This is a genomic window from Paenibacillus sp. 1182, from assembly GCF_017833915.1.
Taxonomy (GTDB): Bacteria; Bacillota; Bacilli; order Paenibacillales; family Paenibacillaceae; genus Paenibacillus; species Paenibacillus polymyxa_D.
On record NZ_JAFICR010000006.1, the window covers coordinates 262,743 to 289,741 of the forward strand.

Annotated in this window: 21 protein-coding genes and 1 tRNA gene; 12 read left to right on the top strand and 10 right to left on the bottom strand. The window is 46.7% G+C overall.

Annotated elements, in window-relative coordinates:
- Positions 1-27: 27 nt before the first annotated feature.
- Positions 28-1,080, top strand: a complete 1,053-nt coding sequence (locus JOD82_RS14720) for a glycoside hydrolase family 53 protein (protein WP_069010561.1) — start codon at positions 28-30, stop codon at positions 1,078-1,080.
- A gap of 93 nt (positions 1,081-1,173) precedes the next feature.
- Here JOD82_RS14720 and JOD82_RS14725 read toward each other — a convergent pair whose 3' ends face one another.
- The 4 genes from JOD82_RS14725 to JOD82_RS14740 form a co-directional block, all read right to left on the bottom strand.
- Complete coding sequence (locus JOD82_RS14725; protein ID WP_209949555.1) at positions 1,174-2,937, bottom strand: methyl-accepting chemotaxis protein; 1,764 nt, start codon at positions 2,935-2,937, stop codon at positions 1,174-1,176.
- A 326-nt stretch (positions 2,938-3,263) separates the two neighbouring features.
- Positions 3,264-4,223: an AEC family transporter gene (locus JOD82_RS14730; RefSeq protein ID WP_069010563.1), complete on the bottom strand. Its 960-nt coding sequence runs from the start codon at positions 4,221-4,223 to the stop codon at positions 3,264-3,266.
- A gap of 99 nt (positions 4,224-4,322) precedes the next feature.
- Complete coding sequence (locus tag JOD82_RS14735; protein WP_069010564.1) at positions 4,323-6,041, bottom strand: NAD-dependent malic enzyme; 1,719 nt, start codon at positions 6,039-6,041, stop codon at positions 4,323-4,325.
- 396 nt (positions 6,042-6,437) lie between these two features.
- Positions 6,438-7,679 (bottom strand): nitrate/nitrite transporter, encoded by a 1,242-nt coding sequence (locus JOD82_RS14740; protein WP_069010565.1) that lies wholly within the window; start codon positions 7,677-7,679, stop codon positions 6,438-6,440.
- A 419-nt stretch (positions 7,680-8,098) separates the two neighbouring features.
- Between JOD82_RS14740 and nirB (JOD82_RS14745) the strand changes: the two genes are divergently transcribed.
- Complete coding sequence (gene nirB / locus JOD82_RS14745; RefSeq protein ID WP_069010566.1) at positions 8,099-10,273, top strand: nitrite reductase large subunit NirB; 2,175 nt, start codon at positions 8,099-8,101, stop codon at positions 10,271-10,273.
- An 81-nt stretch (positions 10,274-10,354) separates the two neighbouring features.
- The gene (nasC, locus tag JOD82_RS14750; protein ID WP_069010590.1) at positions 10,355-12,535 is read left to right on the top strand and encodes an assimilatory nitrate reductase catalytic subunit NasC; all 2,181 of its coding nucleotides are present in this window, start codon (positions 10,355-10,357) and stop codon (positions 12,533-12,535) included.
- A 125-nt stretch (positions 12,536-12,660) separates the two neighbouring features.
- Here the strand turns inward: nasC and JOD82_RS14755 are convergent, their stop codons facing one another.
- A complete protein-coding gene (locus JOD82_RS14755) occupies positions 12,661-13,734 on the bottom strand; it encodes an anthranilate phosphoribosyltransferase (protein WP_069010567.1) in 1,074 nt (357 codons plus the stop codon).
- A 19-nt stretch (positions 13,735-13,753) separates the two neighbouring features.
- Complete coding sequence (locus tag JOD82_RS14760; protein ID WP_029517669.1) at positions 13,754-14,356, bottom strand: ANTAR domain-containing response regulator; 603 nt, start codon at positions 14,354-14,356, stop codon at positions 13,754-13,756.
- Between the two features lie 445 nt (positions 14,357-14,801).
- Here JOD82_RS14760 and nirB (JOD82_RS14765) point away from each other — a divergent pair, with 445 nt between their 5' ends.
- Together nirB (JOD82_RS14765) and nirD are read left to right on the top strand one after the other, a co-directional pair.
- Positions 14,802-17,234 (top strand): nitrite reductase large subunit NirB, encoded by a 2,433-nt coding sequence (gene nirB / locus JOD82_RS14765; protein WP_209949557.1) that lies wholly within the window; start codon positions 14,802-14,804, stop codon positions 17,232-17,234.
- Between the two features lie 12 nt (positions 17,235-17,246).
- A complete protein-coding gene (nirD, locus tag JOD82_RS14770) occupies positions 17,247-17,576 on the top strand; it encodes a nitrite reductase small subunit NirD (RefSeq protein WP_029517667.1) in 330 nt (109 codons plus the stop codon).
- A 249-nt stretch (positions 17,577-17,825) separates the two neighbouring features.
- Here the strand turns inward: nirD and JOD82_RS14775 are convergent.
- Positions 17,826-17,897 (bottom strand) — tRNA-Val (locus JOD82_RS14775).
- Positions 17,898-18,039: 142 nt separating this feature from the next.
- Between JOD82_RS14775 and JOD82_RS14780 the strand changes: the two genes are divergently transcribed.
- Both JOD82_RS14780 and JOD82_RS14785 read left to right on the top strand, forming a co-directional pair.
- Positions 18,040-18,483 carry a GNAT family N-acetyltransferase gene (locus tag JOD82_RS14780; protein ID WP_029517666.1) on the top strand — a complete coding sequence of 148 codons (444 nt, stop codon included), beginning with the start codon at positions 18,040-18,042 and terminating at the stop codon, positions 18,481-18,483.
- 87 nt (positions 18,484-18,570) lie between these two features.
- The gene (locus tag JOD82_RS14785) at positions 18,571-18,807 is read left to right on the top strand and encodes a DUF3892 domain-containing protein (protein WP_069010570.1); all 237 of its coding nucleotides are present in this window, start codon (positions 18,571-18,573) and stop codon (positions 18,805-18,807) included.
- 108 nt (positions 18,808-18,915) lie between these two features.
- Here JOD82_RS14785 and JOD82_RS14790 read toward each other — a convergent pair whose 3' ends face one another.
- A complete protein-coding gene (locus JOD82_RS14790) occupies positions 18,916-19,674 on the bottom strand; it encodes an MBL fold metallo-hydrolase (protein ID WP_069010571.1) in 759 nt (252 codons plus the stop codon).
- A 201-nt stretch (positions 19,675-19,875) separates the two neighbouring features.
- On the opposite strand from JOD82_RS14790, the gene JOD82_RS14795 reads away from it, so the two are divergent.
- Both JOD82_RS14795 and JOD82_RS14800 read left to right on the top strand, forming a co-directional pair.
- Positions 19,876-20,433, top strand: coding sequence for a hypothetical protein (locus tag JOD82_RS14795; RefSeq protein ID WP_013310940.1), 558 nt, complete (start codon positions 19,876-19,878; stop codon positions 20,431-20,433).
- A 79-nt stretch (positions 20,434-20,512) separates the two neighbouring features.
- Complete coding sequence (locus tag JOD82_RS14800) at positions 20,513-20,818, top strand: DUF1292 domain-containing protein (RefSeq protein WP_007431055.1); 306 nt, start codon at positions 20,513-20,515, stop codon at positions 20,816-20,818.
- A gap of 108 nt (positions 20,819-20,926) precedes the next feature.
- Here the strand turns inward: JOD82_RS14800 and JOD82_RS14805 are convergent, their stop codons facing one another.
- Entirely contained in the window at positions 20,927-22,402 is a 1,476-nt protein-coding gene (locus JOD82_RS14805) for an aminotransferase class I/II-fold pyridoxal phosphate-dependent enzyme (protein ID WP_029517663.1), read from the bottom strand.
- 187 nt (positions 22,403-22,589) lie between these two features.
- On the opposite strand from JOD82_RS14805, the gene JOD82_RS14810 reads away from it, so the two are divergent.
- On the top strand, positions 22,590-23,873 hold the full coding sequence (locus JOD82_RS14810; protein WP_029517662.1) for an MFS transporter: 1,284 nt from the start codon (positions 22,590-22,592) through the stop codon (positions 23,871-23,873).
- A gap of 25 nt (positions 23,874-23,898) precedes the next feature.
- On the opposite strand, the gene JOD82_RS14815 is transcribed toward JOD82_RS14810, so the two are convergent.
- On the bottom strand, positions 23,899-24,531 hold the full coding sequence (locus JOD82_RS14815; protein ID WP_069010572.1) for a YktB family protein: 633 nt from the start codon (positions 24,529-24,531) through the stop codon (positions 23,899-23,901).
- Between the two features lie 279 nt (positions 24,532-24,810).
- Here JOD82_RS14815 and JOD82_RS14820 point away from each other — a divergent pair, with 279 nt between their 5' ends.
- Positions 24,811-25,410 carry a hypothetical protein gene (locus JOD82_RS14820; RefSeq protein WP_039270817.1) on the top strand — a complete coding sequence of 200 codons (600 nt, stop codon included), beginning with the start codon at positions 24,811-24,813 and terminating at the stop codon, positions 25,408-25,410.
- Positions 25,411-25,583: 173 nt separating this feature from the next.
- Positions 25,584-26,990, top strand: a complete 1,407-nt coding sequence (gene gndA / locus JOD82_RS14825; RefSeq protein WP_013310934.1) for an NADP-dependent phosphogluconate dehydrogenase — start codon at positions 25,584-25,586, stop codon at positions 26,988-26,990.
- Positions 26,991-26,999 lie beyond the last annotated feature (9 nt).

Below are 26,999 nucleotides of genomic sequence, written 5' to 3' on the forward strand. Positions count from 1 at the left end.
GTATACAATTCGGATGGGAGATGACTTATGAAAACAGGTAACCGCACGATGGTATTTGCGATGTTGATCTTGTTATCCAGCTTATTGTATCCGTTCGGTTCTGTAGGGTTGGGTGCGGCTTCGGCCGCCCCTGCTTTCGCCAAAGGAGCAGATATAAGCTGGGTAGCAGGAATGGAAGCGCAAGGTATGAGTTGGAAGGATAAGAAGGGTGTTCGTCGAGATATACTGCAAATTTTGCGAGATGACTATCAGATCAACGCGGTGCGTATCCGTGTGTGGGTAAACCCTGACATGAAAGATTATGCAAGCGGATACATGAATGCCGAAAAGGCAGCAGAACTGGCGCAACGAGCTAAAAAGTTAGGTATGAGCGTTATGCTGACTCTACATTATAGTGATTCTTGGGCAGATCCAGGGCAACAGAACAAACCTTATGCGTGGCGCAATTTCACATTTACACAACTTATGGATGCAGTCTGGTCCCATACGGTCTATGTTATGAACACGATGAAAAGCAAGGGGGTAACACCGGACTGGGTGCAGATCGGTAATGAGACGAACAATGGAATGCTCTGGGAAGACGGCAAAGCTTCGGTGAACATGAAAAACTATGCGTGGCTCGTCAACACGGGCAATAACGCTGTAAAATCGGTAAGCAGTAGTACTAAAACGATCGTACATTTAGCCAACGGGGATAACAGTTCTGTGTTGAACTGGAATATCGGCGGACTGATTGATAATGGAGCTCAGTTTGATCTCATCGGACTGTCTCTGTATCCCTCTCCTGCGGACTGGCAGGGCAAGGTGGATCAGACGATTACCAATGCCAATAACCTCATTGCCAAATACGGAAAAGGCATTGTCATCAGTGAAATCGGGATGGAATATAATGAACCTGCGGCTTCCAAGGCATTTATATTTGCAATCAAAACGAAGGTTCGGAACATCGGAGGCGGTAAAGGTACAGGGGTATTTTATTGGGAGCCTGCTGCAACTCCAGGTTACAATCAAGGTTATAACAAAGGTGCTTGGCAGGCTGACGGTAAACCAACCTCAGCTTTGGAAGGATTTATAAATTAAGAAGTATGTAAGAGTAGATCAAAGAACCTCTAGTTCGCATTTATCAGACTAGAGGTTCTTTATTGTTATCTAGGGCTCTTGGAAGTTATAGGATTAGGCTTCTCGGTTCACCTTGAAGAACGAAATGAGCTCTTCCAGCTCGCCGGACATCAATGTAAGCTTGTCAGAAGCTTGGACAATAGAAGCCATAGACTCAGCCTGTTCTCCAATAGTATGCTGAATTTGTTTGCTGCTGTCGACTGTTTTGCTAACTGTGGAAGACAGCTCGTCAGAGGTAGCTGACATTTCCTGCGTGCTGGCTGAAATCTGCTCCGTTGCACTGGATACTTCCTGGATTTGTGACGACACTTTATTAGACGCATCTAAAATTTCAGAGAACATTTCGCCTGTCTGCTTCGTAACTTCTAGCCCAATCTGAACTTCTTTTGTACCAAGGCTGATGCCTTTTACAGTCTGTTCAATTTCTTTTTGGATTTCTTCAATAAGCTCTGCAATTTGTTTGGCAGACTCTTGAGACTGTTCAGCCAAATTACGCACTTCTCCCGCTACGACTGCAAAACCTTTGCCTTCTTCACCGACTCTGGCAGCTTCAATAGAAGCGTTCAGTGCAAGCAGATTCGTTTGACTGGCAATGCCTGTAATGATGCTGACGATATTGCTGATTTCGTTAGAACGGTTCTGCAGCGCATTAACGGAATCAGCTGTACTTTCCATTGTAGTGGAGATAGAGTCCATTTGAGCGGAAAGCTTTTGGGCTACCTGATTGCCTTCAACGGAGCGTTTTTCCATAGAATAAGCTTGATCGGCTACGGAAGAGGAGCTCTCCGCAATGGTTTGGATAACCGTCGACATTTCATTCATAGCTCTGGAGCTTTCAAGTGCTGCGTGATCCTGAGCTTCAAGCCCTTGGGTTATTTCCTGAATATTGCTGTTAATGACGTTCGTATTCGTACTGTTTTTCTCGCTAATGCTTAACAATTCCTGGGCAGATCCCGTAACTTCTTGCGTGGTATCCTGTACTTTCACCATTGTATCGTTAAGGTGTTTGATCATTGAATTAAATTTTTGATTGATAATGCCAAGGTCGTCCTCGCCTGTCTTGATTTTTACATTCAGATTTCCCTCGCTGACTTCTTCAATGCCCTTCATCAGGCTACGAATCGGGGAGAGGGTGCGTTTTACCAGTAAATATTGAATCGTTAAGAAGATGGCAAGAAACAGAATGAGCAGTGAAACACCGTATACAAGCAATTTATGAAGGCCGGTAGGTACAGAGCTCGCATCTACGTCAAAGTAAATCGCACTTGTGACTTTCCCGCTAGCATCTGTAATCGGGTAAACAATAGTAGTCCATGTGCCATATTCGTCCGTGTAAAAGCTGCTTAATGCTGATTCATTAGATTGAAGCATCTTTTTTACGGCTTGTGCATTTTCGTCAGGAAGAGTGTACATGTCCCCAATGTTCATCTTTAAGTCTTGGAAAGCTTGGACTAAATTTGTGGGAACGCCAATAATGGAGGTCTGATTTCCTTCTGTTAGCTCTGTGCCGAATATGTAAGCTTGGGCAACGTTAGGATAAAGTGTGTGAATAGAATCGAGAAATTTGCGTAAATCTTGTTGCACAGAGCCGTTATAATCTTTTTCATTCAATGCTTGTTGTACTTTTGTTTTATCAACATCTTCTGCCCATTTTTTAGTCAATACCTTAACTTGGTCTTGCAGCTGCGTGGTGAGAATGTTCTTTTGAAGTATATAGCTGGATGTGATGAGAATAGCTCCTATTAATACGATGTTAAGAAAAGAGATTAATAGATTTTTACCAAAAAAGGACATAGTTCTCCACTTCAAGTTTTTCACGTTTTCTTCTCCTTTGAATTAGCGATTTAGTTTCATATACAACCTATCCCATATATATTTCGACAATTTGCTTTCTAATTGTTAGGTATTTATTAAAAGGGAGAGTAGAAGGTTATACAAAAAGAACGGCGGCCCCCGAGTGAATGAAACGATGGGGCCGCCGCTTGTCGGCAAACTGGATTTATGTTGTTTTTCCAACTCAATTCTTACTAAATCACTTTATTGTTCAGACAATATTTAAAAAATAAGATAAATGAGGACAAACGGGTTTGCTTTACACCTATAAATACCTGGATTGCATTGAGGGTTCTTAACTTTTCTGTCCCTTATAAAAGAAGTGAAATGAGCAAGGGTAGTGAAATGAGCGATAAGACTGAGCTAATAACAAATGCAGATGCAGCTTCCGTTTCCAGTGTTTCATAACGGGTAGCAATCATAGCGGCCACAGCCGAGCCGGGAAAAGCGACAAGCAGTACGGCTTTGCTTACATCTTCATGGGATAGTCCTATCAGAACAGCAATACCGAGCATAACAATAGGCATTACGATGGCTTTCAGCATAGCAATGCTAAGTGCTTTTGGACTGAACGTAATCTTCTTGATACCAATGGTTACCCCGATGGCAAATAGGGCTGTACCGGCAGTAACATTGCCGATTTGATCAAACATGGATTGTAAAAGTTTCGGAGCGTGGAATCCACATAGAGTCAATATGACACCAAACAAAGGTACACAGGCAAGTGGCTCGCTGAGTCCATGAAGGACTGATTTCATAGTGACTTTAAATAAGTTGCCTTTAGTGCCGTCGGATTCTGTTGTTTTGCGCTGGCCGACCGTTCCCAAAATACTTGCAAGCGGATCAAGAATGGCATTAACGACGATCCCGGTAATCGCAATCGGGATGGCGACTGTCGCACTTCCGAACAAGCTGCCCAGAACCGGAATTCCCATGAATGCAAAAGAAGGCTGTGTTGAATTCAATGCGAACATGGAGGATTCAGTCAGGCCTTTTTTGGCAATTAAGCGATAAACAATGAGCAATACAATATAAAAGCCGATTACACCAAGTAGCAAAGCCACAAGAAAGGGCCACTTTTGAATCAACGTCTCTCTTGGTGTCGTCGTAATCCCAATAAACAAATGTGCGGGTAGAGCAAACTTCGTCACGAGTGTATTTAATCCCTTAGAAGAAGCGGGGTTAAAAGCTTTAAACAATCCTGCGAAATAACCAATTAAAATGACAAAGAAAATAGGAATTAAGATAATAAAAATATGACCTGTAGCCATGATGTCGCCTCCAATGAAGATGTCCGCCAAAAATGGCGGACATCAGTTAAATAATCACTTTGCGTATGCAAGTATAAATTTGATGTTGTTCGCTATTTTTTAAACCAGGACCGCTGCCTGACCATATTGTTTGATGGGTTTATATTTACAGTCCCACATCGCATCTCGAACTGCTTGTGCGATATCGTCCGGTTGATGACGCGCTACTCCATCCTGAACTGCTGCCTTGGCCACAGCCACGGCTACCGCTTCAGATACTTCGCGTAATTCATTGATTTTTGGCAGCAGGGAAGCACCAGGCTGCGACAAATCCACCATTTGAGCTACTGCATGGGCAGCTGCAGCAAACATGCTATCTGTTATGATTTTGGATTTTACCACGATTGCGCCAAGACCAAGACCCGGGAACACGAAAGCATTGTTGGATTGCCCAATTTCAAACTTAATATTGTTATAGATCACCGGCTCAAAAGGACTTCCTGTGGCAATCAGGGCTTTTCCTTCGGTCCAGTGGATCAAATCTTGCGGAGTTGCTTCTGCAAGTGGAGTCGGGTTGGACATAGGCATAATTATAGGACGTTCTGTATGTTTGGCCATTTCTTTAACGATTTCCTCACTAAATGCCCCACTAACACCGGAAGTACCAATCATAATCGTCGGTTTCACGCGGCGAATGACTTCAAGCAGAGGGATTTTTCCATCTTCAGCATGTTCCCAGTCACGGCATTCTGCAGCATCACGCGCATAAGGAACCTGAAATGGAAAAAGTCCTTCTGTTTCGTTGGTAAGCAGGCCACGGTAATCATAAGCCCAGAAGTTACGTCTTGCTTCTGCTTCTGACAGTCCTTCCAGCATCATGGCGGCGCTAATTTGGTCTGCATTGCCGATTCCGGCAGCTCCTGGACCAAAGACTAGAACCCGATGCTTGCTCAGTGGGATTCCGGACAATTGAACACCGGACATCACACCTGCGAGTGTAACCGCTCCAGTACCTTGAATGTCGTCATTAAAAGTCAAAATACTATTTCCGTATTTATTGATAATGTTCCGTGCATTGACATTGCCCAAATCTTCCCAGTGCAGCAGAGCATTCGGGAAAAAGGAAAGTGCAGCTTGAACATAAGTGTCAATAAATTGATCATATTGTTCTCCACGTACACGTTTGTGACGATTCCCCATATATAAAGGATCTTCCAATAGCTTCTCGTTGTTTGTACCTGCATCAAGAACAACTGCCAGCACCCGGCTAGGATCTATACCAGCAGCAGCTGTATACACAGCAAGCTTACCAATAGAGATATTAATACCTCCGACTCCCCAGTCCCCGATTCCCAAAATACTCTCGGAATCTGTGGCTACGATCAGGTCGATATCATCAGGGTCCAGGTTCAAATTCTTAAAAGCCTCTCCAATACCCGCCAGATTATCAATAGATAAATACATACCACCAGGCTTGTGATATTCATGACTGTATTCCTGTATAGCCTGGCCTACTGTTGGTGTATAAACAATCGGGAGCATTTCGCTTAGGTGCTCAGAGAGCAAACGATAATAAAGGACCGTATTGCGATTAAAAAGATCATTTAACGCAACATTTTTACGCAAATTATCCGGTTGGCTCTGAAATTGCTCGTAAACCCGTTGAACCTGTTCCTCAATAGTTAATATCGTAGGAGGAAGGAGACCGTCAAGTCCAAGTTGTTTCCGTTCTTCCAAGGTAAAAGCCACTCCTTTATTCAGCAGTGGGTTGGCAAGTAGATCTTTTCCGGTTAATTTGGTTTCGATAGATCCGTCTTCCGTAAAATGAAAAGCACGCATTTTTAATTCCTTCTTTCTAGAAAATTACATTTAGTTCATCCTTGAACAATTCGTGGACAAGTATACGCCTTATTTTAAACCAAGTGAACAAGTATGTTGTGTGAAAAATGGTTATATAAGTGTTTACATAAGAGAAATTATGAAAATGAAAGCGATTTTCAATGTTTTTTAAATGAAAATTTCATTTAATTTTCATAATATTTTCGGAAAATATTGATCTAATGTGATGTTTATCATAGTTTTTATAGGTGTGATTCGATTGAGTATGCATGAAAAATAGCTTAACTTCATTTTATATAAACGAAGTTAAGCCATTTTTTGGGCTATAGGGATGTTTGAGGGACAATTCAATGCTTCGCAGCTTTATATTTTTCGCAGCTTTATATTTGATGAATATCAGGCATTTAATTCTCCAATGCGATTGACGGCTTCATCAGTAACTGTAGCAGAGCGTCGCATCCAGCTGTTACGCCATTTCAATTGCATTATGATGACGAGGGTAAAGGCACAGAACGTAAGTAGGCTCAGACAGATGAAGCCCGGCATATAGGAACCCGTTGATTTGTACAGATGACCCAGTATAAGAGGGAGAAAGTACCCGCCTATGCCACCAGCAGCGCCGACGATGCCGGTCATGAGCCCGATTTCGTTGCCGAAGCGCTGCGGCACGAGCTGGAATACAGAGCCGTTGCCAGCGCCAAGGCACATCATGCCTACGAACAGCAGCACAACTACCACGGTAAGTGGCGGTAACAACGCAATGCCGGCGAGCATAATCCCGGCCCCCGCATACAAGTACATTAGCATGCGTGAACCACCAATCCGATCGGATAAAAAACCACCTACAGGACGAAAAAAGCTTCCGGCAATCACACAAACGGTTGCAAAATCGGCGGCATGTACCGCGGAGAGGCCATACTGGGTATTGAAGAAAATAGTCAAATAATTAGATAGGCCAACGAATCCGCCAAACGTCACGCAATAAAAGGCACAGAATACCCAGGCATCCCTCTGTTTGAGCACCGAAGCATATTGCGACAGATTTTTTGGTGCCGGGCGGTGAGGGCTGTTGCGGGCAAAAATACTGAACAGAATGAAGACGATTAAGATGGGGAGGATGGCCAATCCGAAAACGGCTTCCCAACTGCCAAAATGTTGAGCAATGCGGTTGGCGAACAAAGTCGCAAGGACGGTACCACTATTACCGGCTCCGGCAATTCCCATAGCCAAGCCTTGATGCTCTTTGGGGTACCATTGACCGGCTAACGGCAGCGCAGCTGCAAATGAAGCTCCAGCTACGCCCAGGAGTAGGGCAACAACGTATAATTGCTCCAGCGAATCAACCCACAGCCAGCCGAGCAAAAGCGGGATGATCGTGACAAGCATACCAATCTGTCCTGTGAGCTTGGGACCGATATAATCCGACATGAATCCGAGCACGAGCCGCAGCAGGGAACCACCGAGTATGGGTAGAGCGACAAGATTGGCTTTTTGTACAGGGTCCATTGGATAATCATTGGCAATTACAACGGCCAACGGTCCGATCATCCCCCATATCATAAAACTGATATCAAAATACAGAAAGGAACCAAATAAGGTGGGCTTGTGTCCGCTTTTCCAGAAACTTTTTTTGTTCATTCTCCATCTCTCCTGTTCTAATTGTTGTTCTTTGTCTGCAAAATGTAATTTGAACATGAAAAGCCGCAAATCGCCCCTACATGGTATCTAGGAAACGGTTTGCGGCTTCATTGCCGTGGTTGACACACTTCATTGTGAGTCGACTTGGTATGATCACGTTGGAGTGATTTTAATTCAAATTATAAAAAAGGATCTATTGTATGTCAATATACATAACACAAATGCGAGAAAAAAATTAAATAAAAGGTGAAAATATAGTTTTCATGTATTGAATGTTGACATGACATTCACAATTCAGTAATCTTAGATACATATCGGCACAACGATGTGCCGACTTTTACGGCAACGGTGCCCTTTTCCATTGAATGGAGAAGGGCTTTTTCTGTCTTATTTTATTCGGAGAATGGGGCTGGTTTAACATGATGAAAAAACTGGTCGTCGTCGGCAATGGTATGGCAGGCATCAAATGTGTGGAGGAAATACTCAATTTGGAGCCAGAGCGGTTCCAAATCACGATATTTGGTGCAGAGCCCCGTCCCGGGTACAACCGAGTGCTCCTGTCCAAAATGCTTCAGGAGGAGAGCTCATTTAAACATATCGTTACCCATGACTGGGACTGGTATGAAGAGAACGGGGTAAAGCTGTACGCGGGTGAACGCGTCTGTCGTATTGATGTTGCAGCCGGGATGGTGGAAACGGAATCCGGCATGAAAGAACCTTATGACATGCTCATATTGGCAACGGGCTCATTGCCTTTCATGCCGCCCATTCCTGGAGTGCGAAAACAGGGAGTAATTGCTTTTCGTGATGTGAATGATTGTGAAACCATGGCTAGATATGCCAAAACATACCGCAGGGCCACGGTTATCGGAGGGGGGCTGTTAGGACTTGAAGCTGCTCAAGGCCTGCTGAATCTAGGGATGGAAACTGAGGTTGTTCATAATGCGCAGTATCTTATGAACCGTCAGCTTGACCGGACGGCAGCTGTGCTTCTGCAGCGAAAGTTGGAGGAACAGGGCATGAGGTTTCATTTGGCGAAGGAAACGGTCAACATCATAGGCCGAAACAGGGCACAAGGCTTGATGTTTGCGGACGGGAACAGGCTGGACACGGATTTGGTTGTGCTGGCGGTTGGTATCCGACCGAATATCGAATTAGCTCAGGATAGCGGTCTGACTGTAAACCGCGCCATTGTCGTGGATGATTATATGCGCACGAGTATTCCTGGTATTTATGCCGTCGGCGAATGTGCTGAGCACCGCGGGATTTCATACGGACTGGTGGCGCCGCTATATGAGCAGGGCAAAGTGCTGGCAAAAGTTATTTGTGGTCGTGAAACGGCTCCCTATGAAGGGACGGTTCCGTATGCGCAGCTCAAGGTAGCGGGGATCCATGTGTTTTCCGCAGGAGACATTCGCGATGAGGGAAACGAGACAGCAGTTATGGAATATAACGGGATGCTGGAGGTTTATAAAAAAGTGATGATGCACGGCGGTGCTGTTACTGGCGCCATTTTGTACGGAGATACGGCGGAAAGTACCTCGTTGCTCGGAATGGTACGGCGCGGGGCGTCCGCTACAGAGCTTACATCCCGGGATAACAGCCGGAGCAAAGCAGAGGATGCGGCAGCCGCACTGCCGGAAGAAGAAACGGTATGTGCGTGCAACGGCGTGAGTAAGGGGGCTATTTTGCGAGCGATTGCCACGGATAGGCTGAAGACGGTGGAAGAGGTGAAGAGCCGGACCAAAGCGTCCGGTTCCTGTGGGGGCTGTCGGCCGCTGGTGGCTGCACTGGTCAAAAATAGTTTGTCCCGATCCACAGATTCCGGACCTGTAGTTACTCCAACCGCCCAAGAAATTGTCCCTGTGTGTGGATGTACGCATTACGATCATGATTCGCTTAAAACAGCTATGGTGGACGCAATCTGTCAGACTCCAGGTGAAGTAGTATCCCGTCTCGGTTGGACTAGACAGCAGGGGTGTGAATTGTGTCGTCCGGCTGTACTTTATTACTTGGAATCTCTCGGGTTGCGCGACAGATCTGCGACAAATCCATTAGGGGCTGGCGTTGCGGTTCAGGTCACACCGCAGTACGGAGGAGAGGCGCCCTCTGCGGGTCTGCGCTTTACGAACCTAAATGCCGAGGATCGGTCTTTTGTTGAGGCGGATCTGATGGATCAGGCATTTGTAGAAGTAGCCTGGCTAAGAGAGCGGTTGGCAACTTTATGGGCAAGTCTCGCATTGCCAGCGTTAGTTACAGTTGCTATTTGTCCTGGATCGGCATATCCCGGAGGTGTACTTGTCCACGATATTGGAATATCTCGTTCTCCAGCAGGCTGGGAGGTCTATGCGGGTGGCCATGCAGAGCATCCGGTTCGCCAGGGGCAGCTGCTTGGATTGGAGGAAGACCCGACAGAAGCGGTTCTGCTGACTGCAACTTGCTTGCAAATATACCGACATAGTGCCCGGTATGGGGAAAAAATGTGGGAGTGGATGGAAAGGACTGGTGTTCTGGCATTACGGGAAAGTGTGCTTGACGCTGCTCTTCGAAGTGGTCTAGCGGGTAGTCTGCGGACCACAATGCTGACAGGATGACGGGTTGAGTTGGAGTTATGGCGAATTATCTATCGTGCAGACGATAAAATTCCGAAAAATGGCGAAAGGGAGGTGGCTTTGATGTGTCAGTCAGGAGAAGGCAAACCGGAAGCTGGGCTACATGTACCGTCAGTAATGGATACGCAGTGCCCGTTTTGCAGCGTGCAATGTAAGATGACCGTTAGCACGGGTACAGAGACACTTGCGGGTATCATTCGTACAGTGTATAAGGCGGAAGGGAAGCATAATGCAGCCTCGCAGGGTAGGTTGTGCATCAAGGGAATGAATGCGCATCAGCATGCGACTCATGCGGAAAGGCTGGTACAGCCCCTCATTCGCAAAGAGGGCCAACTGGTTCCCGTCAAGTGGGAGGAGGCGTTGGATACTATAGCTAGCAGTTTCTCTACGCTACTGTCCACACAAGGTCCTGATGCAATCGGAATTTACGGTGGAGGTTCACTCTCCAATGAAACGGCTTATTTACTCGGCAAATTTGCAAGAGTGGCTGTAGGTACGCGTTATATCGACTATAACGGGCGCTTCTGCATGTCGGCAGCGGCATCCGCTGGCAGTAAAGTGTTTGGCATTGATCGCGGACTGACCTGCAGGCTGGCTGATATTCCGTTGGCTCGTTGTATTGTGCTCGCAGGTACGAATATCGCTGAATGCCAGCCGACCTTAATGCCTTACTTTCACCAGGCGAAGGAAAACGGCGCCTTTGTCATCGTAATTGACCCGCGCGCGACACCAACGGCGGCCGCCGCTGATTTGCACCTGCAAATCAAGCCGGGTACGGATGCTGTGCTGGCCAATGCCATGCTAAAGGTCATCGTGGATGAGGGATTTGCGAATGAAGAGTTTATCCGCAAGCGGACCAACGGCTATGACCAGCTGTTGACTCATTTGAAGGGTGTGGATCTGAGAGAATCGGCTGCGTTGTGCGGAATTGAAGTAGAAATGATCCAGCAGGCAGCACGTGCCTTTGGCAGTGTGGAGACGGGCATCGTTTTTACGGCCAGGGGTGTTGAACAGCAGACAGATGGACATATGGCGGTGCGTGCATTTCTTAATCTGGTGCTGGCCACTGGCAAGATTGGAAGGGAAGGATGCGGTTATGGAGCTATCACAGGTCAGGGAAACGGGCAAGGGGGACGAGAGCACGGCCAAAAGGCTGACCAGCTTCCTGGCTACAGATCGATTGAGGATGAAGAAGATCGAGCCTATGTGGCGTCCGTATGGGGAGTGAAACCAAGCAGTTTGCCAGGAAAAGGGGTGTCCGCCTATGAAATGATGGAGCTTGTCCATCAGAAACAAATCCAAGCTTTGTTCGTGATGGGCTCTAATCCTATTGTATCTAACCCGAATGTCCGGCTGGTGGAGAAAGCCCTCAAAAAGCTGAATCTGCTGGTTGTGGCGGATATGTTTCTCACGGAAACCGCGCGAATGGCTGACGTTGTTTTGCCTGTGACATCTTATTTGGAGAATACGGGGACGATGACCAATCTGGAGGGCCGCGTTCTGCTACGGGAAGCGGCGAGGCCCGCACCAGGCGAGGCTAGAGATGACTGGAACATTTTGTGTCAGGTGGCTGCAAAGCTAAACAAGGGCGGCTATTTCTCATACAGGGATGCTGAGCATATCTTTGAAGAACTACGGCTCGCCAGCCAGGGCGGTCCTGCGGATTACTACGGGATCACATACGACAGGCTGCGTCGTGAAGAAGGAGTATATTGGCCATGCCCGTCTACGGACAGAGCCGGTATGGATACAATGTTTCGGGAAACCTTTGCCCATTCTGATCAAAAGGCTGTTTTTACGGTGGTTGAAAGCTGTGGAGCAGGAGAGGAGATATCAGAGGAGTACCCGCTTATTTTGACGAACGGCCGTGTACTGGCTCACTATTTGACCGGTGCACAAACGCGCAGAAGTCCGTCGCTGGCCGCGCGAGAGATTGAGAATTATGTGGAAATTCATCCGCGGACAGCGCGACGCTGGCACATCAGGGACGGGGAGTGGGTAGAAATAGCATCACAGCGCGGCAGCTTCACTGTCCGCAGCCGGATCAAACCAGATATCCGCGAAGATACGCTCTTCGTGCCCATGCATTGGGGTGGGATACAAAATGTTAATCGGGCGACCCGCCCTGATCTTGATCCGTTCTGTCGGATGCCTGGCTTCAAAACGGCAGCTGTACGCATCCGTCCCCTTCATCTGGCTGCATCCGCAACCAGTGCAGATAACGAGGAATGGTCGGAGTTCTAGAGCAGGACGGAGTAAGTGACTTTTTCTTTGCATAAAAGGCCAGCCCCCTTGTATGAGTGAGGGAGCTGGCCTTTTTGAGTTGGACAGTTTAGGGCTCGTAATCACAGACTGCGTGACGCCAGTAATTATAAATGCAATCGGGTTTCAGATCTGTCTGCTTCCGTTTTTATTTCTGTTCTGAGCATGGCTTCCCGCCAGTGACAATACAAACCCCAGGCGTGCCCATTTTCTAGCAGCGGTTTGCAGGTATACAAACCTTCCTCTATGGAGTCAACTCGCCCTGCAACGAACAGCCGGACCGCACTGTTGAGTAACACTTGATTCGAAAAGGCTATAGAAGCTGTGCCTTGTAGCACTTCCTCCGTAATGCGCAGTTGTTCAGCGGGGGTCCAGTTATGCTCTGGTACCACCGAATCCAGTCCGTACATTTCCGGATCAATAACCTGTAATGATACCTCGCCGTTAGCAAGCAGGTAAGTCCGGGTCGGCCGATCGATGAACAGATCCTCCGATCCTTCGCTCCCTTGGACGATCAGAGCTCTGTGGTAATTCAGATTTTGTATGAGTTTCGCCGTCTTTTCGAACACGGTATTGTGGAAAACGCCGAATACAATATATGGGGAAGAACCGTAATCAACCAGTTTCTCGGCAGTATTCAGCACTGTGCGAAGCCCCAGTTCTTCGCGAATGGGCCGCATATCTCGCAGGGGCACACACCACTGTTCGGAGGCTACGAACAGTACACCAGTCAGCTTCGCGGCATGAACGGCGATTTCACGCGTCATGTTCCGGGGCGTTACTCCCATTTCCTGCAATAAAAGCGGGAGCGTAACACCCCATTTGGGAGGGAGGGGTGCACTACCATGCATCGTTACAGGAATTCCGCATGAGGCGAGTAGAAAGGCCGTTGCGAAGGTGGCAATAAATGAAGACTTCCTGCCATCATACGGACCGGCGAAATCAATACCTTTATGCATCGGGTAGCGATGGGTATATTTACGGCAGACGTTTACGAATGCTTCCAGCTCGCCAACACTCTCCATTTTAATGCGCTCCGCGGCAAAGAAAGCTCCGATTTGAGCAGGGGTTGCTGACTGGGTCATAATAAGTTCGGCAGCAGCTTCGGCTTCGGCGTAATTCAGATCCCGGGCGCCCCTTTTGCCACGACCCACTTCTTTTAATATTTCTATGATATTCATGTTCAGGCCCCTTTCAGATTTATGCTTTTAGCATTTGCTGTGCTTTGACGATGGAAATTGCCACATCAACGATACGTTTGCGTTCGTTCATTGCTTTTTTCCGCAGCACATCATATGCTTCCGCTTCCGGGATACCGTTTACTTCTCCAAGTATTCCTTTCGCCATATCAATCCATTTGCGTTCTTCCAACCGAGCGGTCAGTTGCTTGCGTTCACTTTGCCAGTGCTGGCGTTCAAAAAAGCGTTTGGCACTAAAATGAAGAGCCCAATTCAGCTCATGGGCTGCCATAGAAGGGGTTAGAATGCCATCAACAGTGACATCAGCTTCACAAGCCTCTGTCGATGATAACGCTGATTCTGCGCTGCACCACCAGAGCAACGGGACTGCTTTGGCTTGCTCCAGCCTGCCACCCCACATGCTGATCGTGCCGACAGGCATGTCTAGTACCGCCGCATCTGCATTAAGGATTAGCTGTTTGATTTCAGATTCATTGCGGCAGGGCAGAGTTAGGTATCCGTTGGATTCTAAAAGGTTTTCAGGTCCTGCCTGCCATGAGGAAACGGCGTGTGTCTGCTCAGATACATGGTCAGAATGTAAGTGAATTACCAACAAGGAACGCAAGCGGGCTCCTCCTCTCTGTAATATGAAGGGTAGTTAGCGATGGGGATGGTATTCATTGATAACAAATATGACATTGGATTTTATCCGTTTGCTTTATTTTTCCACCATCATCAAGTTAAAACGGACTTTTAAACCATTTTGGCGTGTTTTGGTCTGAAAATCAATCCTAATTTTGTAGGGGAGTGATATTTTATACGTCATAGACATGTTACATGGTGATAAAATATAATTTTTTATAAGTTAATGCGTAAGGAATGTTGACATATCATTTGAACCATTATATATTAGCTACAATACTTTTTAATTCCATACTCTGATGGATACAACGGCGTATTCGATGAAACGGCAATGGAGCCTGTTTTCTCATGTGGGGGATATTTTGAATCCCCATATGTGAAGCGGGCTTTTTATGTTTTGAGGATACAAATGGAAGGGGAGTGACCTGATGAACAATATCCAAAAGTTAGTGTTGATCGGCAACGGAATGGCGGGGATACGCACTCTCGAACATTTGCTGAAGCTTGCACCAGGTAGCTATGAGATTACGGTATTCGGGGCCGAGCCCCATCCAAACTATAACCGGATCATGCTGTCTTCCGTTCTGGCGGGAGGGGCTGGTTTGCAGGATATTGTCATCAACGACTGGAGTTGGTATGAAGACAACAATATTCGATTGTATACCAATGATCCTGTCACAGCTATCGACACGGAAAAGCAGCAGGTGACATCACGCTCCGGCGTATGCATCTCTTATGATTTGTTGTTGTTGGCAACGGGGTCTAAAGCCTTTATTCTGCCGCTTCCAGGGACCGACAAGGATGGTGTTATCGGTTTCCGGGATATTCGTGACTGTGAAACGATGATGGAGACGGCGAAGACGCACAAAAAAGCAGCCGTCATCGGTGGCGGATTGCTTGGACTAGAGGCAGCCAGGGGGCTGCTTAACTTGGGGATGGACGTCACAGTTATCCATATTAACGGATATATTATGGATCGGCAGCTGGATGAGGCTGCTTCCCTTATGCTACGGCGCGAGCTGGAAGAGCAGGGAATGACATTTCTGGTCAATAAGCGGACGGCGGCTATAACAGGACGTCGCCGCGTGGAAGGGTTGAAATTTGCCGATGGCAGCGAGTTGGAAGCGGATCTGATCGTTATGGCGGTAGGCATCAAACCAGACATTGAACTGGCGGTGTCGGCGGGAATCCCTGTAAACCGCGGGATCATCGTAAATGATCACATGGAAACGAATATCCCCGGCATCTACGCCGTTGGAGAATGTGCAGAACACCGGGGAATCACTTACGGGCTGGTTGCTCCATTATATGAGCAAGGTGGTGTACTGGCTCAGCGACTCGCGGGAATGGAGACTCCCGGCTACAGTGGTTCAGTTACCTCGACAAGGTTGAAGGTATCGGGTGTCGACGTGTTTTCAGCAGGGGATTACAAGGATGAACCGGGAACACGTTCCCTGCGGTATCAGGATGATATTGGTAGCGTCTACAAAAAAATCGTAATCAAGGAAGAAAAACTGATCGGAGCCGTTCTGTTTGGGGATACGTCTGACGGAGCCATGCTGTTTTCGTTGATCAAAAGTGGCGAGTCGGTGGTTGGCCGAGAGAAAGAGTTATTACTTGGCTTCAATCCTGGTCAACCAGAAGCTAGTGGCTCCATGATGCTGGAGCAGATGCCTGATGACGAAATTGTATGTGGATGTAATGGTGTATCCAAGGGTGACATTGGAGAGGCGGTTGCGGCTGGCTGCCGGAGTGTCGGGGAGATTAAGGCATGCACAAAAGCATCGGCCTCATGTGGCGGCTGCAAGCCATTAGTGGAGGGACTCTTACAGCTATACGCAGGCGCAGAAGCCGGAGAAACGATGAAAGAGGGTATTTGTAGTTGTACGACGCTTGACCGGGAAGCGATCATTGATGGCATTCGGGAGATGGGATTAAAGAGTGTCAAAGAAGTGATGAATGTGCTGGGATGGAACGAACCGGAAGGTTGCACTAAATGTCGGCCGGCCCTCAATTATTATCTAGGTATGCTATGGCCACTGGATTATGAAGATGAGAAGGAATCCAGATTTACGAATGAACGGTACCATGCCAATATACAAAAAGATGGCACCTATTCTGTCGTGCCCCGCATTTATGGAGGAGTTACTTCACCTGCCGACCTGAAGAAAATTGCTGCTGTCGCGGAGAAATACAATGTGCCTCTGGTTAAATTTACGGGTGGTCAACGTCTTGACCTGCTTGGTGTGAAAAAAGAGGATTTGCCAGGGATCTGGGCCGAGTTGGATATGCCGTCTGGATATGCCTATGGAAAGACGCTGCGAACGGTTAAGACGTGTGTAGGTAATACCTTTTGCCGCTTTGGCACGCAGGATGCTATGGGGATGGGCATCCGGTTGGAAAAGGCATTTGAACGTCTGAATGCTCCATCCAAAGTCAAACTGGCTGTGTCCGGTTGCCCGCGTAACTGCGCTGAAGCGACGATCAAGGATTTGGGCGTCGTTGCTATTGACGGTGGCTGGGGGATCTACGTTGGAGGTAACGGGGGTATCAAGGTTCGGGCAGCTGAACTACTTTGTACCGTTAGAACCGAGGATGAAGTGATGGAATGGACCGGTGCCTATCTGCAGTATTATCGTGAGCAGGCCAATTGGAACGAACGCACAGCCCATTGGTTGGAACGGGTCGGAGTGGAATCCATCAAACAGGCACTTTCGGATGCAGAGACGAGGAAGCAACTGGTGACCAGAATTGAAGAGACATTAAGCACGACGACTGATCCGTGGCACGAAATTATTCACAACGAAGAGCTGCGCAAAAATTTTGTGCAGCTGCCGGAACTTAAGCCAGTAATGGAATAGGGGGCTGACAAAATGGAGACCAATACGACAACCAACAGAATCAGAATAGCTAATTTGAACGAAATTGACCGACGTGGAGCAAGGACAGTTCGCATTCATGATACAGAAATAGCTGTATTCCGTCTGAGCGATGGCAGCGTGCATGCACTTGAGAATCGTTGTCCGCACAAAGGGGGACGGTTATCCGAAGGAATGATATGTGGCTCAGCAATCCATTGTCCGCTCCATGACTGGAAAGTTGACCTTTCCACTGGCCGGGTGCAAGAGCCAGATACTGGATGTGTGACTGCTTACCCGACGGAGATTGACGGTGAGAGCGGGGCGGTTTATATCGTAATCTAAGAGTTCTATGCGTATTGTGCTGAGGTCCTGTTTTTTTTCTTCTATATAAATAGAAGGATTAAGGTGAAAAGCTTTGCTGAAGAAAAAATGACATTGTTAAATTACAATGATCTGAGTATACAGAAAAGTCGACCCTATCTTTCCGGGCGGCTTTTTTATCTTATAAGTATCATTTTGATTAAAAAACAGGATAACTGGATTTATCTCTAGACAAACAAAAAAGCCTTGAATATCAAGGCTTTTGACGAATAGGACGGATGGGGATCGAACCCATGACCCTTACCCTGTCAAGATAATGCTCTCCCGCTGAGCTACCGTCCTTCGGTTATTAGATAATATCATGTATTAACCATATATGTAAAGTGAAAAAATAGAAGTCAGCCTGTACTTCATGACCATTTATATATATAATTCGAATTTAGTGAGTTTACAAATTTGGAGTTAATGATAGGGGGAACAGGTGATGGCCGCAGAAATTATAAGTGTAACAACAGAGGAGCAGCTACAGGAGGCAATATCGATCCGTACCAAAGTGTTTGTCGATGAGCAAAAGGTTCCTCTCGATTTAGAAATTGACCATTATGACAAGCTGGGAGATACGGCCCATCATTTGCTAATTTGTGAACATGGTGAAATGGTGGCCACTGGTCGGTTGACATACTATGAGGAAGATACAGCTAAAATGCAACGTATTGCCGTTCTCAAGGAGCATCGTGCCGCAGGCTATGGACGTGTATTACTGCTAGCACTGGAGGAACGTGCACGTGAATTGGGGTTAAGATACTCGTTGCTAGATGCCCAATGTCAAGCCGAGAAGTTTTACGAAAAGCTTGGCTACGAGACGATCTCCGATGAACCTTTTGACGATGCGGGAATACCGCATGTTCGTATGCGCAAAAAGTTGTAGTCGGCAGCGCAAGGTGCATACAAATCTGTACAATGCGCATGCTAGTAAAAGTTCCTCCACTATACTATGGATAAGGAGCGATACAGCATGGCTAATACAGAACGGGAGCAAATTACAGCAGTACGTAAAAACGGGGATGGCGACCTTATGTCTTTTCAGACATCTACCGGTCGGATTTTAGATTATAGCCAGGCTTTGAATGAGATTGAGACAGGCTCAATTGCAGGCGTTAACGTTTTCAAGGCCAAGGATGGCAGCAAACGAATTCGGGGAGATGCCGACGGAGATCCTTCTAATAACCTGGATCAACTGCCATTGTTCTGACCTTAACTCGCAACACTAGCATTATATTTAAAAACAGCAAGCCGCCTGGCTTTCCTACAAAGGATAGCCAGGCGGCTTTTTGTTAATTGTTAAGCTGTATTTAGCATGCTACTCTGCACGTTCCAACTCTGCAAGTTGATATAATCGTTGCTGTTCCAGAAAGGACATGACGCCAGCTTTATCCCTGAATTGTTCCATATCATCACTATAGTGCATCAGACGAATCAACTCTTGAAGAGATGGCGCCAAGCTTAGCAGCTCGTCCAACGTCGTATGGACTTCTCCGGCACCTTGTAATTGAACCTCATGCAGAATACTCCGACATCCTCGTTCATGCACCAGATGATGAAGCAAATCAGGGTCAAAAACCATATCTGCACTATAAAAAAGGCGGTCATTTATGAATAAGGAATAACTGTTTTTACCAGGAATATGCCGTGTAGGGATCAGCTCCACCTGGATACCGGATACTAATGTAGTGGGCACGCCAGGCGTTATTACGTTTACCTCGAATACATCTTCAAGCTTGTCAATCATACCCTGCTGTGACATCCCGCCCTTGAGTGTATGCTCCCATAAAGGGTGGATTAGGGGTTCGGCGATATAAAGTAGAGGCTTGCGACGATGGAGAATGTTCATTTGAAAACCGAATTCCTCCAAACCTCCGACATGATCTGCGTGAATATGTGTGATTAAGATGGCGTCAATATCAGGCAAAGGGACGCGCATTTGGTGTAATGCTAACGAAGCGGTTGTACCACAATCGATTAGCAGTTTGCCTTCTCCGCTGTCCAGCAGCGCGTTGTTGTTGTAATAATGCTTGGCAAAGGCACTGCCTGTGCCAAGCATTTGTATCGTTAGGCTCATTATGGATTTATCCTCCAGACTTTGTGTACTAGAACATTCTACAGTCGTATTTTACCACCTATGCTGCTGGAACTAAAGATTTGGCTTCTTATGTAAAAACTTTGGACAATTTGTGAAACACAGCGCAACTTGTGCGGCTGAGCTAGGTATAAATGTACGACAGAAGGTTTTTAACAGATGACGATGGAGGGATTAGTAGTGATGAAATGGAGAAGAGTGATGGCCCTAATGATGGCCTTTTCAATAATGGGAGGAACCGCCATTTCGGCGGAATCCGCCAAGGACCAAGTGCAGTTGATTATTAATGGAGAGGTGTCAAAAGATGGTGCAGTTGTCATTGATGGGAAGACCTATGTGCCCATCCGTGATTTTAACGGACTTGTAAATTTTGATCCATCCGGTGGAAAAGTTGTTTTCGACCAGCCTAACGTGCATATGTTCCTGTTCAAGGGAGATACTGTGTTTGGTAACGTGAATAAAGGCAATAAAGTGAAATTTAATGTATTTAGTCAAATTGATACCTTGAAAACAGATATCTCCGGAGTGAAGGTAGCGATCACCGACCCTTCGGGCAACGTGAAGGATATTCAGTCCCAAGATATCAAAGGAGCGCAAAAGGATAACTTCTGGTTCCGTACGAACGACTTTACGTATGATTTCAAAACAGCAGGGAATTACCGGGTTGGTTTCTACATTAAAGAGAGCAAAGACGGCAGCTATACCTTGGTGTCCGAAAAAGTCATTACAGCGATAAATTAGGCATACCACAAATTGACCTGCACCCTTGATCATGTTACGATACGGGGGAAAATAAAACAATTTGAAGGTAGGTATTTCCATGAGTGATCACAAACATGAACACGGTGAAGCCTGCAACCACGATCATGACCACGAACATGAAGAAATGGTTCTTACGCTAACTGATGAAAATGGTAAAGATGTAGAAATGGTGCTGGTAGAGACCTTTGATGTAGAAGATCACGTTTATGCTCTTCTGCTTGAGCGAGGCAATCCCGAAGCGGATGGCATTATTCTTCGTATGGAAGAAGAAAACGAAGAAATGGTGCTTTACAATATTGAGGACGAAGATGAGTGGAAACGTGTAGAAGCTGCATATAGCGAGCTTGTTGCCCAATACGAATAGAATTGGATGTAGTAGCTGTTATAGTTCTTTAAGAAAAAAAGCCCCCAAATGGAGGCTTTTTTTCTTGACTATCAATATATTTTGTAAGCATGTGTTGTCCGATCAATATTATGAAATAGCGTCAGTCTCGACGATAACCTTCACCTGATGTACTGTTCGGTCCTCGGGTCCTTTAACAGGCAGGCCTACTTCTACATGATCAACAATATAATCAATATTGTCCTGCGAAATAACTTCTCCTGGCAGTAAGATCGGAATACCCGGTGGATACACATAAATGAATTCTGCAATAATGCGACCAGCAGATTCCTTGAAGGGCACGATTTCCGTATCTCCATAAAAAGCGTCTCTTGGAATGAGGGAGAGCTGAGGGATATCTGGTATCTTTACAACCAGCTCATGCTCCTGACCTGTGGAATAGTGCAGAGAAGCCAGCTCACGCAGAGCTTTCAACAAAATTTCAATTTCCTCTTTGGTATCCCCAGGGGTCACCAAACAGAGAATATTGTACATATCGCTAAGTTCAACCTCGATATTATAGTGATCTCTCAGCCAATTTTCCACATCGTATCCGGTAAGGCCCAAATGGCGGATATGAACCGTAATTTTGGTTGGATCATAATCGTAGGTAGCTTCCGTGCCGAGAATTTCACTACCAAAGCAATATAGCCCTTCAATCTTGTTAACCTCTGAGCGGCAATATTCAGCCAAATCAAGGGCGCGTTGTGCTATTTCATGACCGTTAAGGGCCAGATTACGTCGGGATGTGTCTAACGAAGCCAAAAGAATATACGAAGTCGACGTTGTTGTCAGCATACTGAAAATCGTTTGTACACGCTGCGGATTAACGAATCCGTTTTTCGTATTTACATTCAGGATTGAGCTTTGAGTCAAGGAACCACCCAGCTTGTGAACGCTTGTAGCTGACATGTCTGCTCCCGCCTCCATGGCGGACATCGGTAGATCAGAGTGAAAATGAATCAGTACTCCATGAGCCTCATCGACCAGGACCGGCACATTATAGCTGTGAGCGAGATCTACAATTTCCTTCAAATCGGCGCACACACCGTAATATGTCGGGTTGATAACAAGGACGCCCTTGGCGTCAGGGTGGCGTTCCAATGCCCGGCGTACGGACTTGGTTGTAACCCCGTGGTGAATACCGAGATTCTCATCACTGACTGGAGAAATGAATACCGGCTTCGCACCAGCGAAGATAATGGCAGACATTATAGATTTGTGTATGTTTCGGGGTACAATAATTTTATCACCAGGCATGCAAATCGACATAATCATGGTGATGATGGCTCCGCTTGTCCCCTGTACACTGTAATACGTATAATCAGCTCCGAAGGCCTCTGCTGCAAGCTTTTGAGCTTCTTCGATGACGCCTGAAGGCTGATGCAGATCGTCCAATGGAGCGATGTTGATCATATCTATGGAAAAGGCATTATCCCCCATAAATTCGCGAAATTCCGAATCTGCTCCCACTCCCTTTTTATGACCTGGGATGTGAAATTGAACCGGGTTGCTCTGAGCATGCTTTTTCAAAGCAGTAAAAAGCGGGGTGTTGCTTTGATTCATTAGTGTTGTCACAACCTTTCGTGCAGGATTTCGACAATCCTGTGCAAGTGATAATAGAACAAAATTGAGTATAGCAGTTTAAAGTAGGAATGCAAGCGATTGAGGGCGCATTTATTTGCGAAAGAGTGGAGTAGGCGGAGAACCCGGTCTTTATAGCCAAAAAATGAAGGTGGAGGATGTGGATTAGATGAGACAAATAGGACGAAAAAAAGCTCCGCAGCGGTTGTGGACTCCTTTTTTCACTAAATTATGGGTTTTGGTATTTCTGGTCGAATTTATGAAAGGATCTCTTCTGGTATCCATCCTGCCGGTATATATGGGAGAAACGCTTGGTTTGTCGGCTGGGGTTATTGGTTTGGCCTTTTCACTTCAGTATTTTGGAGACAACGCGTTTCGGGCACCGGCGGGCTGGATGGCTGAACGACTCGGCTACCGTGGAACCATGTCGACCGCGCTGTTGTTTACGCTTGTAGCGATTATTATGCTGAGCGTACTGACAGAGCCCGTGTGGCTCGTCGTCGCGTGTCTGCTACTCGGTCTAGGTACTTCTCCGCTCTGGCCTTGTGTTATGACCGGAACGACTGAAATGTCCGGGCCTAATAACAGCAATGGCGCGGCGATGGGTACACTGGAAATTGCGTCTATGGGCGGAACAGGATTGGGCCCGCTCATTATGAACTTCGCCATATCCCACTATGGACATTCTTACGGCATGGTGTTCATGATGTTGATAGGATGCAGTATTGTGTTGTTGTTGGTTGCTCTCATGCTGCCAGGACCGAAAAGGTCTGCTGACAAAGTTGACCTCGAACAGAGCGCTCTAGTGTCGTCTGATGGGTACATAAAGCAGAAGCGGGGGATTCTAAGGGGAATCCAAGAGACGATCGGCGTACTCAAAACAAAGCTTAACGTCAATCCGTTAATTTACCCGGCGCTGTTTTTGCAGTCTTTTGTTATCGGTTTGATCAGCCCAGTACTTACGCTATACGCTCGGACGGACCTTGGGATTTCACCGAACCTGTACAGCGTGCTCCTGATTGCAGGCGGTGGGGTGACTGTGCTGGCACTGATCCCTTGCGGCAAATTGGTCGACCGACTTGGAACGGAGTATTTTCTACATGTTGGCTTTTTGTTAGCCGGAATTACGCTGTTTTTCTTCTCAATCGTTCGATCTATTCCGCTGGTGTTTGTATCCGTAGCGCTTATTGGTTTGGGATATGCGCTCATTTTGCCTGCATGGAACACGTTTCTTGCCCGACTGATTCCGGAAAACGAGCGAGCAACGGTATGGGGCTTTTTTTTAACACTTCAAGGCTCCGGCATGGTTATAGGCCCGCTCGTTTCAGGAGTGCTATGGGACCGTGCTGGACACACAGCTCCATTTATCATCAGTGGGGTCGTGATGCTGCTCATGTTTGGCTGCCACTTGGCTCTGGCGCGGAATCCACGCAGGAAGACTGTGGAGGCCTGAACAGCGCCTTGAAAAGCAGCGAGGGCTACTCTTTCGAGAAAGACATTCGGTACAGCGGCAGCAAATGCTCAAAGGTGGAACGCACCGTCTGCAGCAATGCTGCTCCGTCACTGGCGAGAGGGTCATTACGATCAATACGGAGCCCACACATGACCTCGGCTTTTTTTACCTGTTGCAGCTTTTGGATGATCGTTTGAAACTCTTCAGTGTCCATGTGCTGCTGTTCTGTACCTTCTGGAGCCATATGATCCATGGACCAGTAAAAATGGCCCGGTATGTTAGAGCGCACATCGCTCAGGTTGGCTTCAAGCGCCTGGGCAAACGTTATTTTATTGGGACTTTCATAAATGACTGCGAATATGGCGAAAATATGGGAAGCAAACATACCTACCTCGAAATGGGGCAACGCCTTATACCCGCGTTTATTTGCCGCCCAGGCTACCCATGTATCTATCGGGGGATTGACTTTGCGTCGTGCATGCTTGGCAACGTGAACATGCATAGGCTCCCCACATAAATCTGTTAGAAATGGAGCTAATTCCTCGCCAATCGCTTCCAGCTTGGGCCGAACCTGCTGAATCAGTACTTCCATACGAGGCTCCAACCCCGGTATTTCAAAAACATCGAAGTCCTTTGCAGTAAATCCACTAAATGTCATTCCTTTTCCTCCTGTAAATGGGTTAAGCCATTTCGTGTGGCGTAATATGTCCGATTATAGCATAATGTCAGCGGGCTTGACCGACTTTAGGCCAGGCTCGGTACAAGCATATAAGGCAAAAGTAGGATTGTGCGCTGTTACTCATAAAAATAGGTCAAATAACCAAGTACCCTTACATAAAATGAAGTATAAAATAGAGCAAGGGAAGATCAAGCGGGAAAGCCGCAGGCTTGCTGTAGCCGGACTTCTTGAATCGGACTTGAAAAAGGAGGGAATGCCGTGAACAAGGGCTGTGAGGTAGAATATTGCAATCTAGAGCTCCGGTTTAGCCGTCGGCATATCCATAATCTGATCAAGGATTTGATATCGGAAGGGTATTCGCTGTACTGGAGCGAGGATGAGTCGTATCTGGTTTTGTCGGTGAGAACCGGGCGCAAGCTGGTGAAGCTCCGTTTTCAACAATTGCGCACAGGACACTACAAGCTGGCTGGAGATTATGTAATTCGCGATGCCAAGCTGGCTGAGTGGCTGGAGAAGCTGATTGGAAGCACCCGGGGCCATGCCATTGTCAAAAGAGTCAAGGACCATCATATTTTAGTAGAAAATATTTTGTTTGGTGAGGTCATTCGTCTGGTCGAGGTTACAGGCTTTAAGCAGCGTGTTATTTATCAGAAGGGACCGGTGCTGTCAGCACAGGAAATGGAGGATATGTACGCTTCCAATGAAGGAGAAACCCGACTGCTGCTGCTTAAAATGGAAGTGGACGATGCATTGGAGAAGCTGTTCACAGCGATGACAGATGGAGATAAGGCTGAAATCGGGAATTGCCATGAGCGCCTGCAAACGCTATCCCACCAACTGCTGATGATGGAAGCGTAGTACATCTGAACACCTCATGTAAATGGGGTGTTTTCATCTGTGAATAGACAGGGGTTCACTTCTTACACCAAAAACGTTAAAATAGAAGTGCACGTATTCCGATTCACATAAAGTGTAATGCGGTAAAGCGGCGATATAGAAGACAAAATATGTTGCAAAGGATGAGGAACCAGATGGCAAAACAGCAAATTGGTGTGATCGGCCTGGCGGTAATGGGTAAGAATTTAGCCCTTAATATTGAGAGCAGAGGCTTCACTGTCTCGGTTTTTAATCGTTCTCCAGAAAAAACGCACGATCTTATCAAAGAAGCAGAAGGTAAAAAACTGACGGGTACTTTCTCCATTGAAGAATTTGTGAACTCATTGGAATCGCCCCGTAAAATCCTGATCATGGTTCAAGCTGGTAAAGCTACAGATGCCACGATTGAACAGCTTGTGCCTCATCTGGACAAGGGCGACATTATTATAGACGGAGGCAATGCCTACTTCCCTGATACACAGCGCCGCAGCAAGGAGCTGGAGGAAAAAGGACTTCGCTTTATTGGTACAGGCGTGTCCGGTGGTGAAGAAGGTGCCTTGAATGGTCCTGCGATCATGCCGGGTGGACAAGAAAGTGCCTATAAACTGGTAGAGCCGATTCTAACGGCAATCTCTGCTAAAGTGGAAGGCGACCCATGCTGTACATATATCGGTCCCGACGGTGCTGGTCACTATGTAAAAATGGTGCATAACGGTATCGAATACGGTGACATGCAATTGATCGGTGAAGCGTATCACCTGTTAAAATCAGTCCTAAACGTGAATGCAGAAGAGCTGCATGAAATCTTCACGGAATGGAATAAAGGGGAACTGGACAGCTACCTGATCGAAATTACAGCTGACATCTTCTCCCAGTACGATGCTGAAACAGGCAAGCCAATGGTAGATGTTATCTTGGATGCTGCAGGTCAAAAAGGTACAGGTAAATGGACAAGCCAAAGCGCTTTGGATCTGGGTGTGCCATTGTCCATGATTACTGAATCTGTTTTTTCCCGCTTCTTGTCTGCTATGAAAGACGAGCGCATTGCGGCAAGCAAAGTGCTGAGCGGTCCTAATGCTGAGTCCTTCAGCGGCGACAAGAAAGAATTTATCGAAAGCGTACGTAAAGCACTGTTTGCAAGTAAAATTGTGTCCTATGCTCAAGGTTTTGCTCAAATGCGAGCAGCTTCCGATGAATATGATTGGGATTTGAAATACGGAAAAATCGCTATGATCTTCCGCGGCGGTTGCATTATCCGCTCGCAATTCCTGCAAAATATCAAGGATGCATATGACCGCGATCCTGCCTTGAAAAACCTGTTGCTGGATTCTTACTTCAAAAATGTAGTTGAAACGTATCAAGATGCATGGCGTCAAGTGATTTCCGTGGCTGTATCCCAAGGTATTCCAGTGCCTGGTTTCTCCAGCGCGCTTGCATACTATGACAGCTACCGCACTGAGCGTTTGCCAGCAAATCTGTTGCAAGCACAACGTGACTACTTTGGTGCCCATACGTTCAAACGTGTGGACAAAGAAGGCGTATTCCATCATCAATGGTTCTAATGAACGAAC

Bases quoted from the DNA above. Each gene is read 5' to 3' on its own strand.
- JOD82_RS14805 (WP_029517663.1), bottom strand. From the start codon at position 22,402: ATGAATCAAAGCAACACCCCGCTTTTTACTGCTTTGAAAAAGCATGCT.
- JOD82_RS14815 (WP_069010572.1), bottom strand. From the start codon at position 24,531: ATGACATTTAGTGGATTTACTGCAAAGGACTTCGATGTTTTTGAAATA.
- JOD82_RS14740 (WP_069010565.1), bottom strand. From the start codon at position 7,679: ATGAACAAAAAAAGTTTCTGGAAAAGCGGACACAAGCCCACCTTATTT.
- JOD82_RS14810 (WP_029517662.1), top strand. From the start codon at position 22,590: ATGAGACAAATAGGACGAAAAAAAGCTCCGCAGCGGTTGTGGACTCCT.
- gndA (WP_013310934.1), top strand. From the start codon at position 25,584: ATGGCAAAACAGCAAATTGGTGTGATCGGCCTGGCGGTAATGGGTAAG.
- nirB (WP_209949557.1), top strand. From the start codon at position 14,802: ATGAACAATATCCAAAAGTTAGTGTTGATCGGCAACGGAATGGCGGGG.
- JOD82_RS14755 (WP_069010567.1), bottom strand. From the start codon at position 13,734: ATGAATATCATAGAAATATTAAAAGAAGTGGGTCGTGGCAAAAGGGGC.
- JOD82_RS14785 (WP_069010570.1), top strand. From the start codon at position 18,571: ATGGCTAATACAGAACGGGAGCAAATTACAGCAGTACGTAAAAACGGG.
- nirD (WP_029517667.1), top strand. From the start codon at position 17,247: ATGGAGACCAATACGACAACCAACAGAATCAGAATAGCTAATTTGAAC.
- JOD82_RS14790 (WP_069010571.1), bottom strand. From the start codon at position 19,674: ATGAGCCTAACGATACAAATGCTTGGCACAGGCAGTGCCTTTGCCAAG.
- JOD82_RS14795 (WP_013310940.1), top strand. From the start codon at position 19,876: ATGAAATGGAGAAGAGTGATGGCCCTAATGATGGCCTTTTCAATAATG.
- JOD82_RS14735 (WP_069010564.1), bottom strand. From the start codon at position 6,041: ATGCGTGCTTTTCATTTTACGGAAGACGGATCTATCGAAACCAAATTA.
- nasC (WP_069010590.1), top strand. From the start codon at position 10,355: ATGTGTCAGTCAGGAGAAGGCAAACCGGAAGCTGGGCTACATGTACCG.
- JOD82_RS14780 (WP_029517666.1), top strand. From the start codon at position 18,040: ATGGCCGCAGAAATTATAAGTGTAACAACAGAGGAGCAGCTACAGGAG.
- JOD82_RS14800 (WP_007431055.1), top strand. From the start codon at position 20,513: ATGAGTGATCACAAACATGAACACGGTGAAGCCTGCAACCACGATCAT.
- JOD82_RS14730 (WP_069010563.1), bottom strand. From the start codon at position 4,223: ATGGCTACAGGTCATATTTTTATTATCTTAATTCCTATTTTCTTTGTC.
- JOD82_RS14720 (WP_069010561.1), top strand. From the start codon at position 28: ATGAAAACAGGTAACCGCACGATGGTATTTGCGATGTTGATCTTGTTA.
- nirB (WP_069010566.1), top strand. From the start codon at position 8,099: ATGATGAAAAAACTGGTCGTCGTCGGCAATGGTATGGCAGGCATCAAA.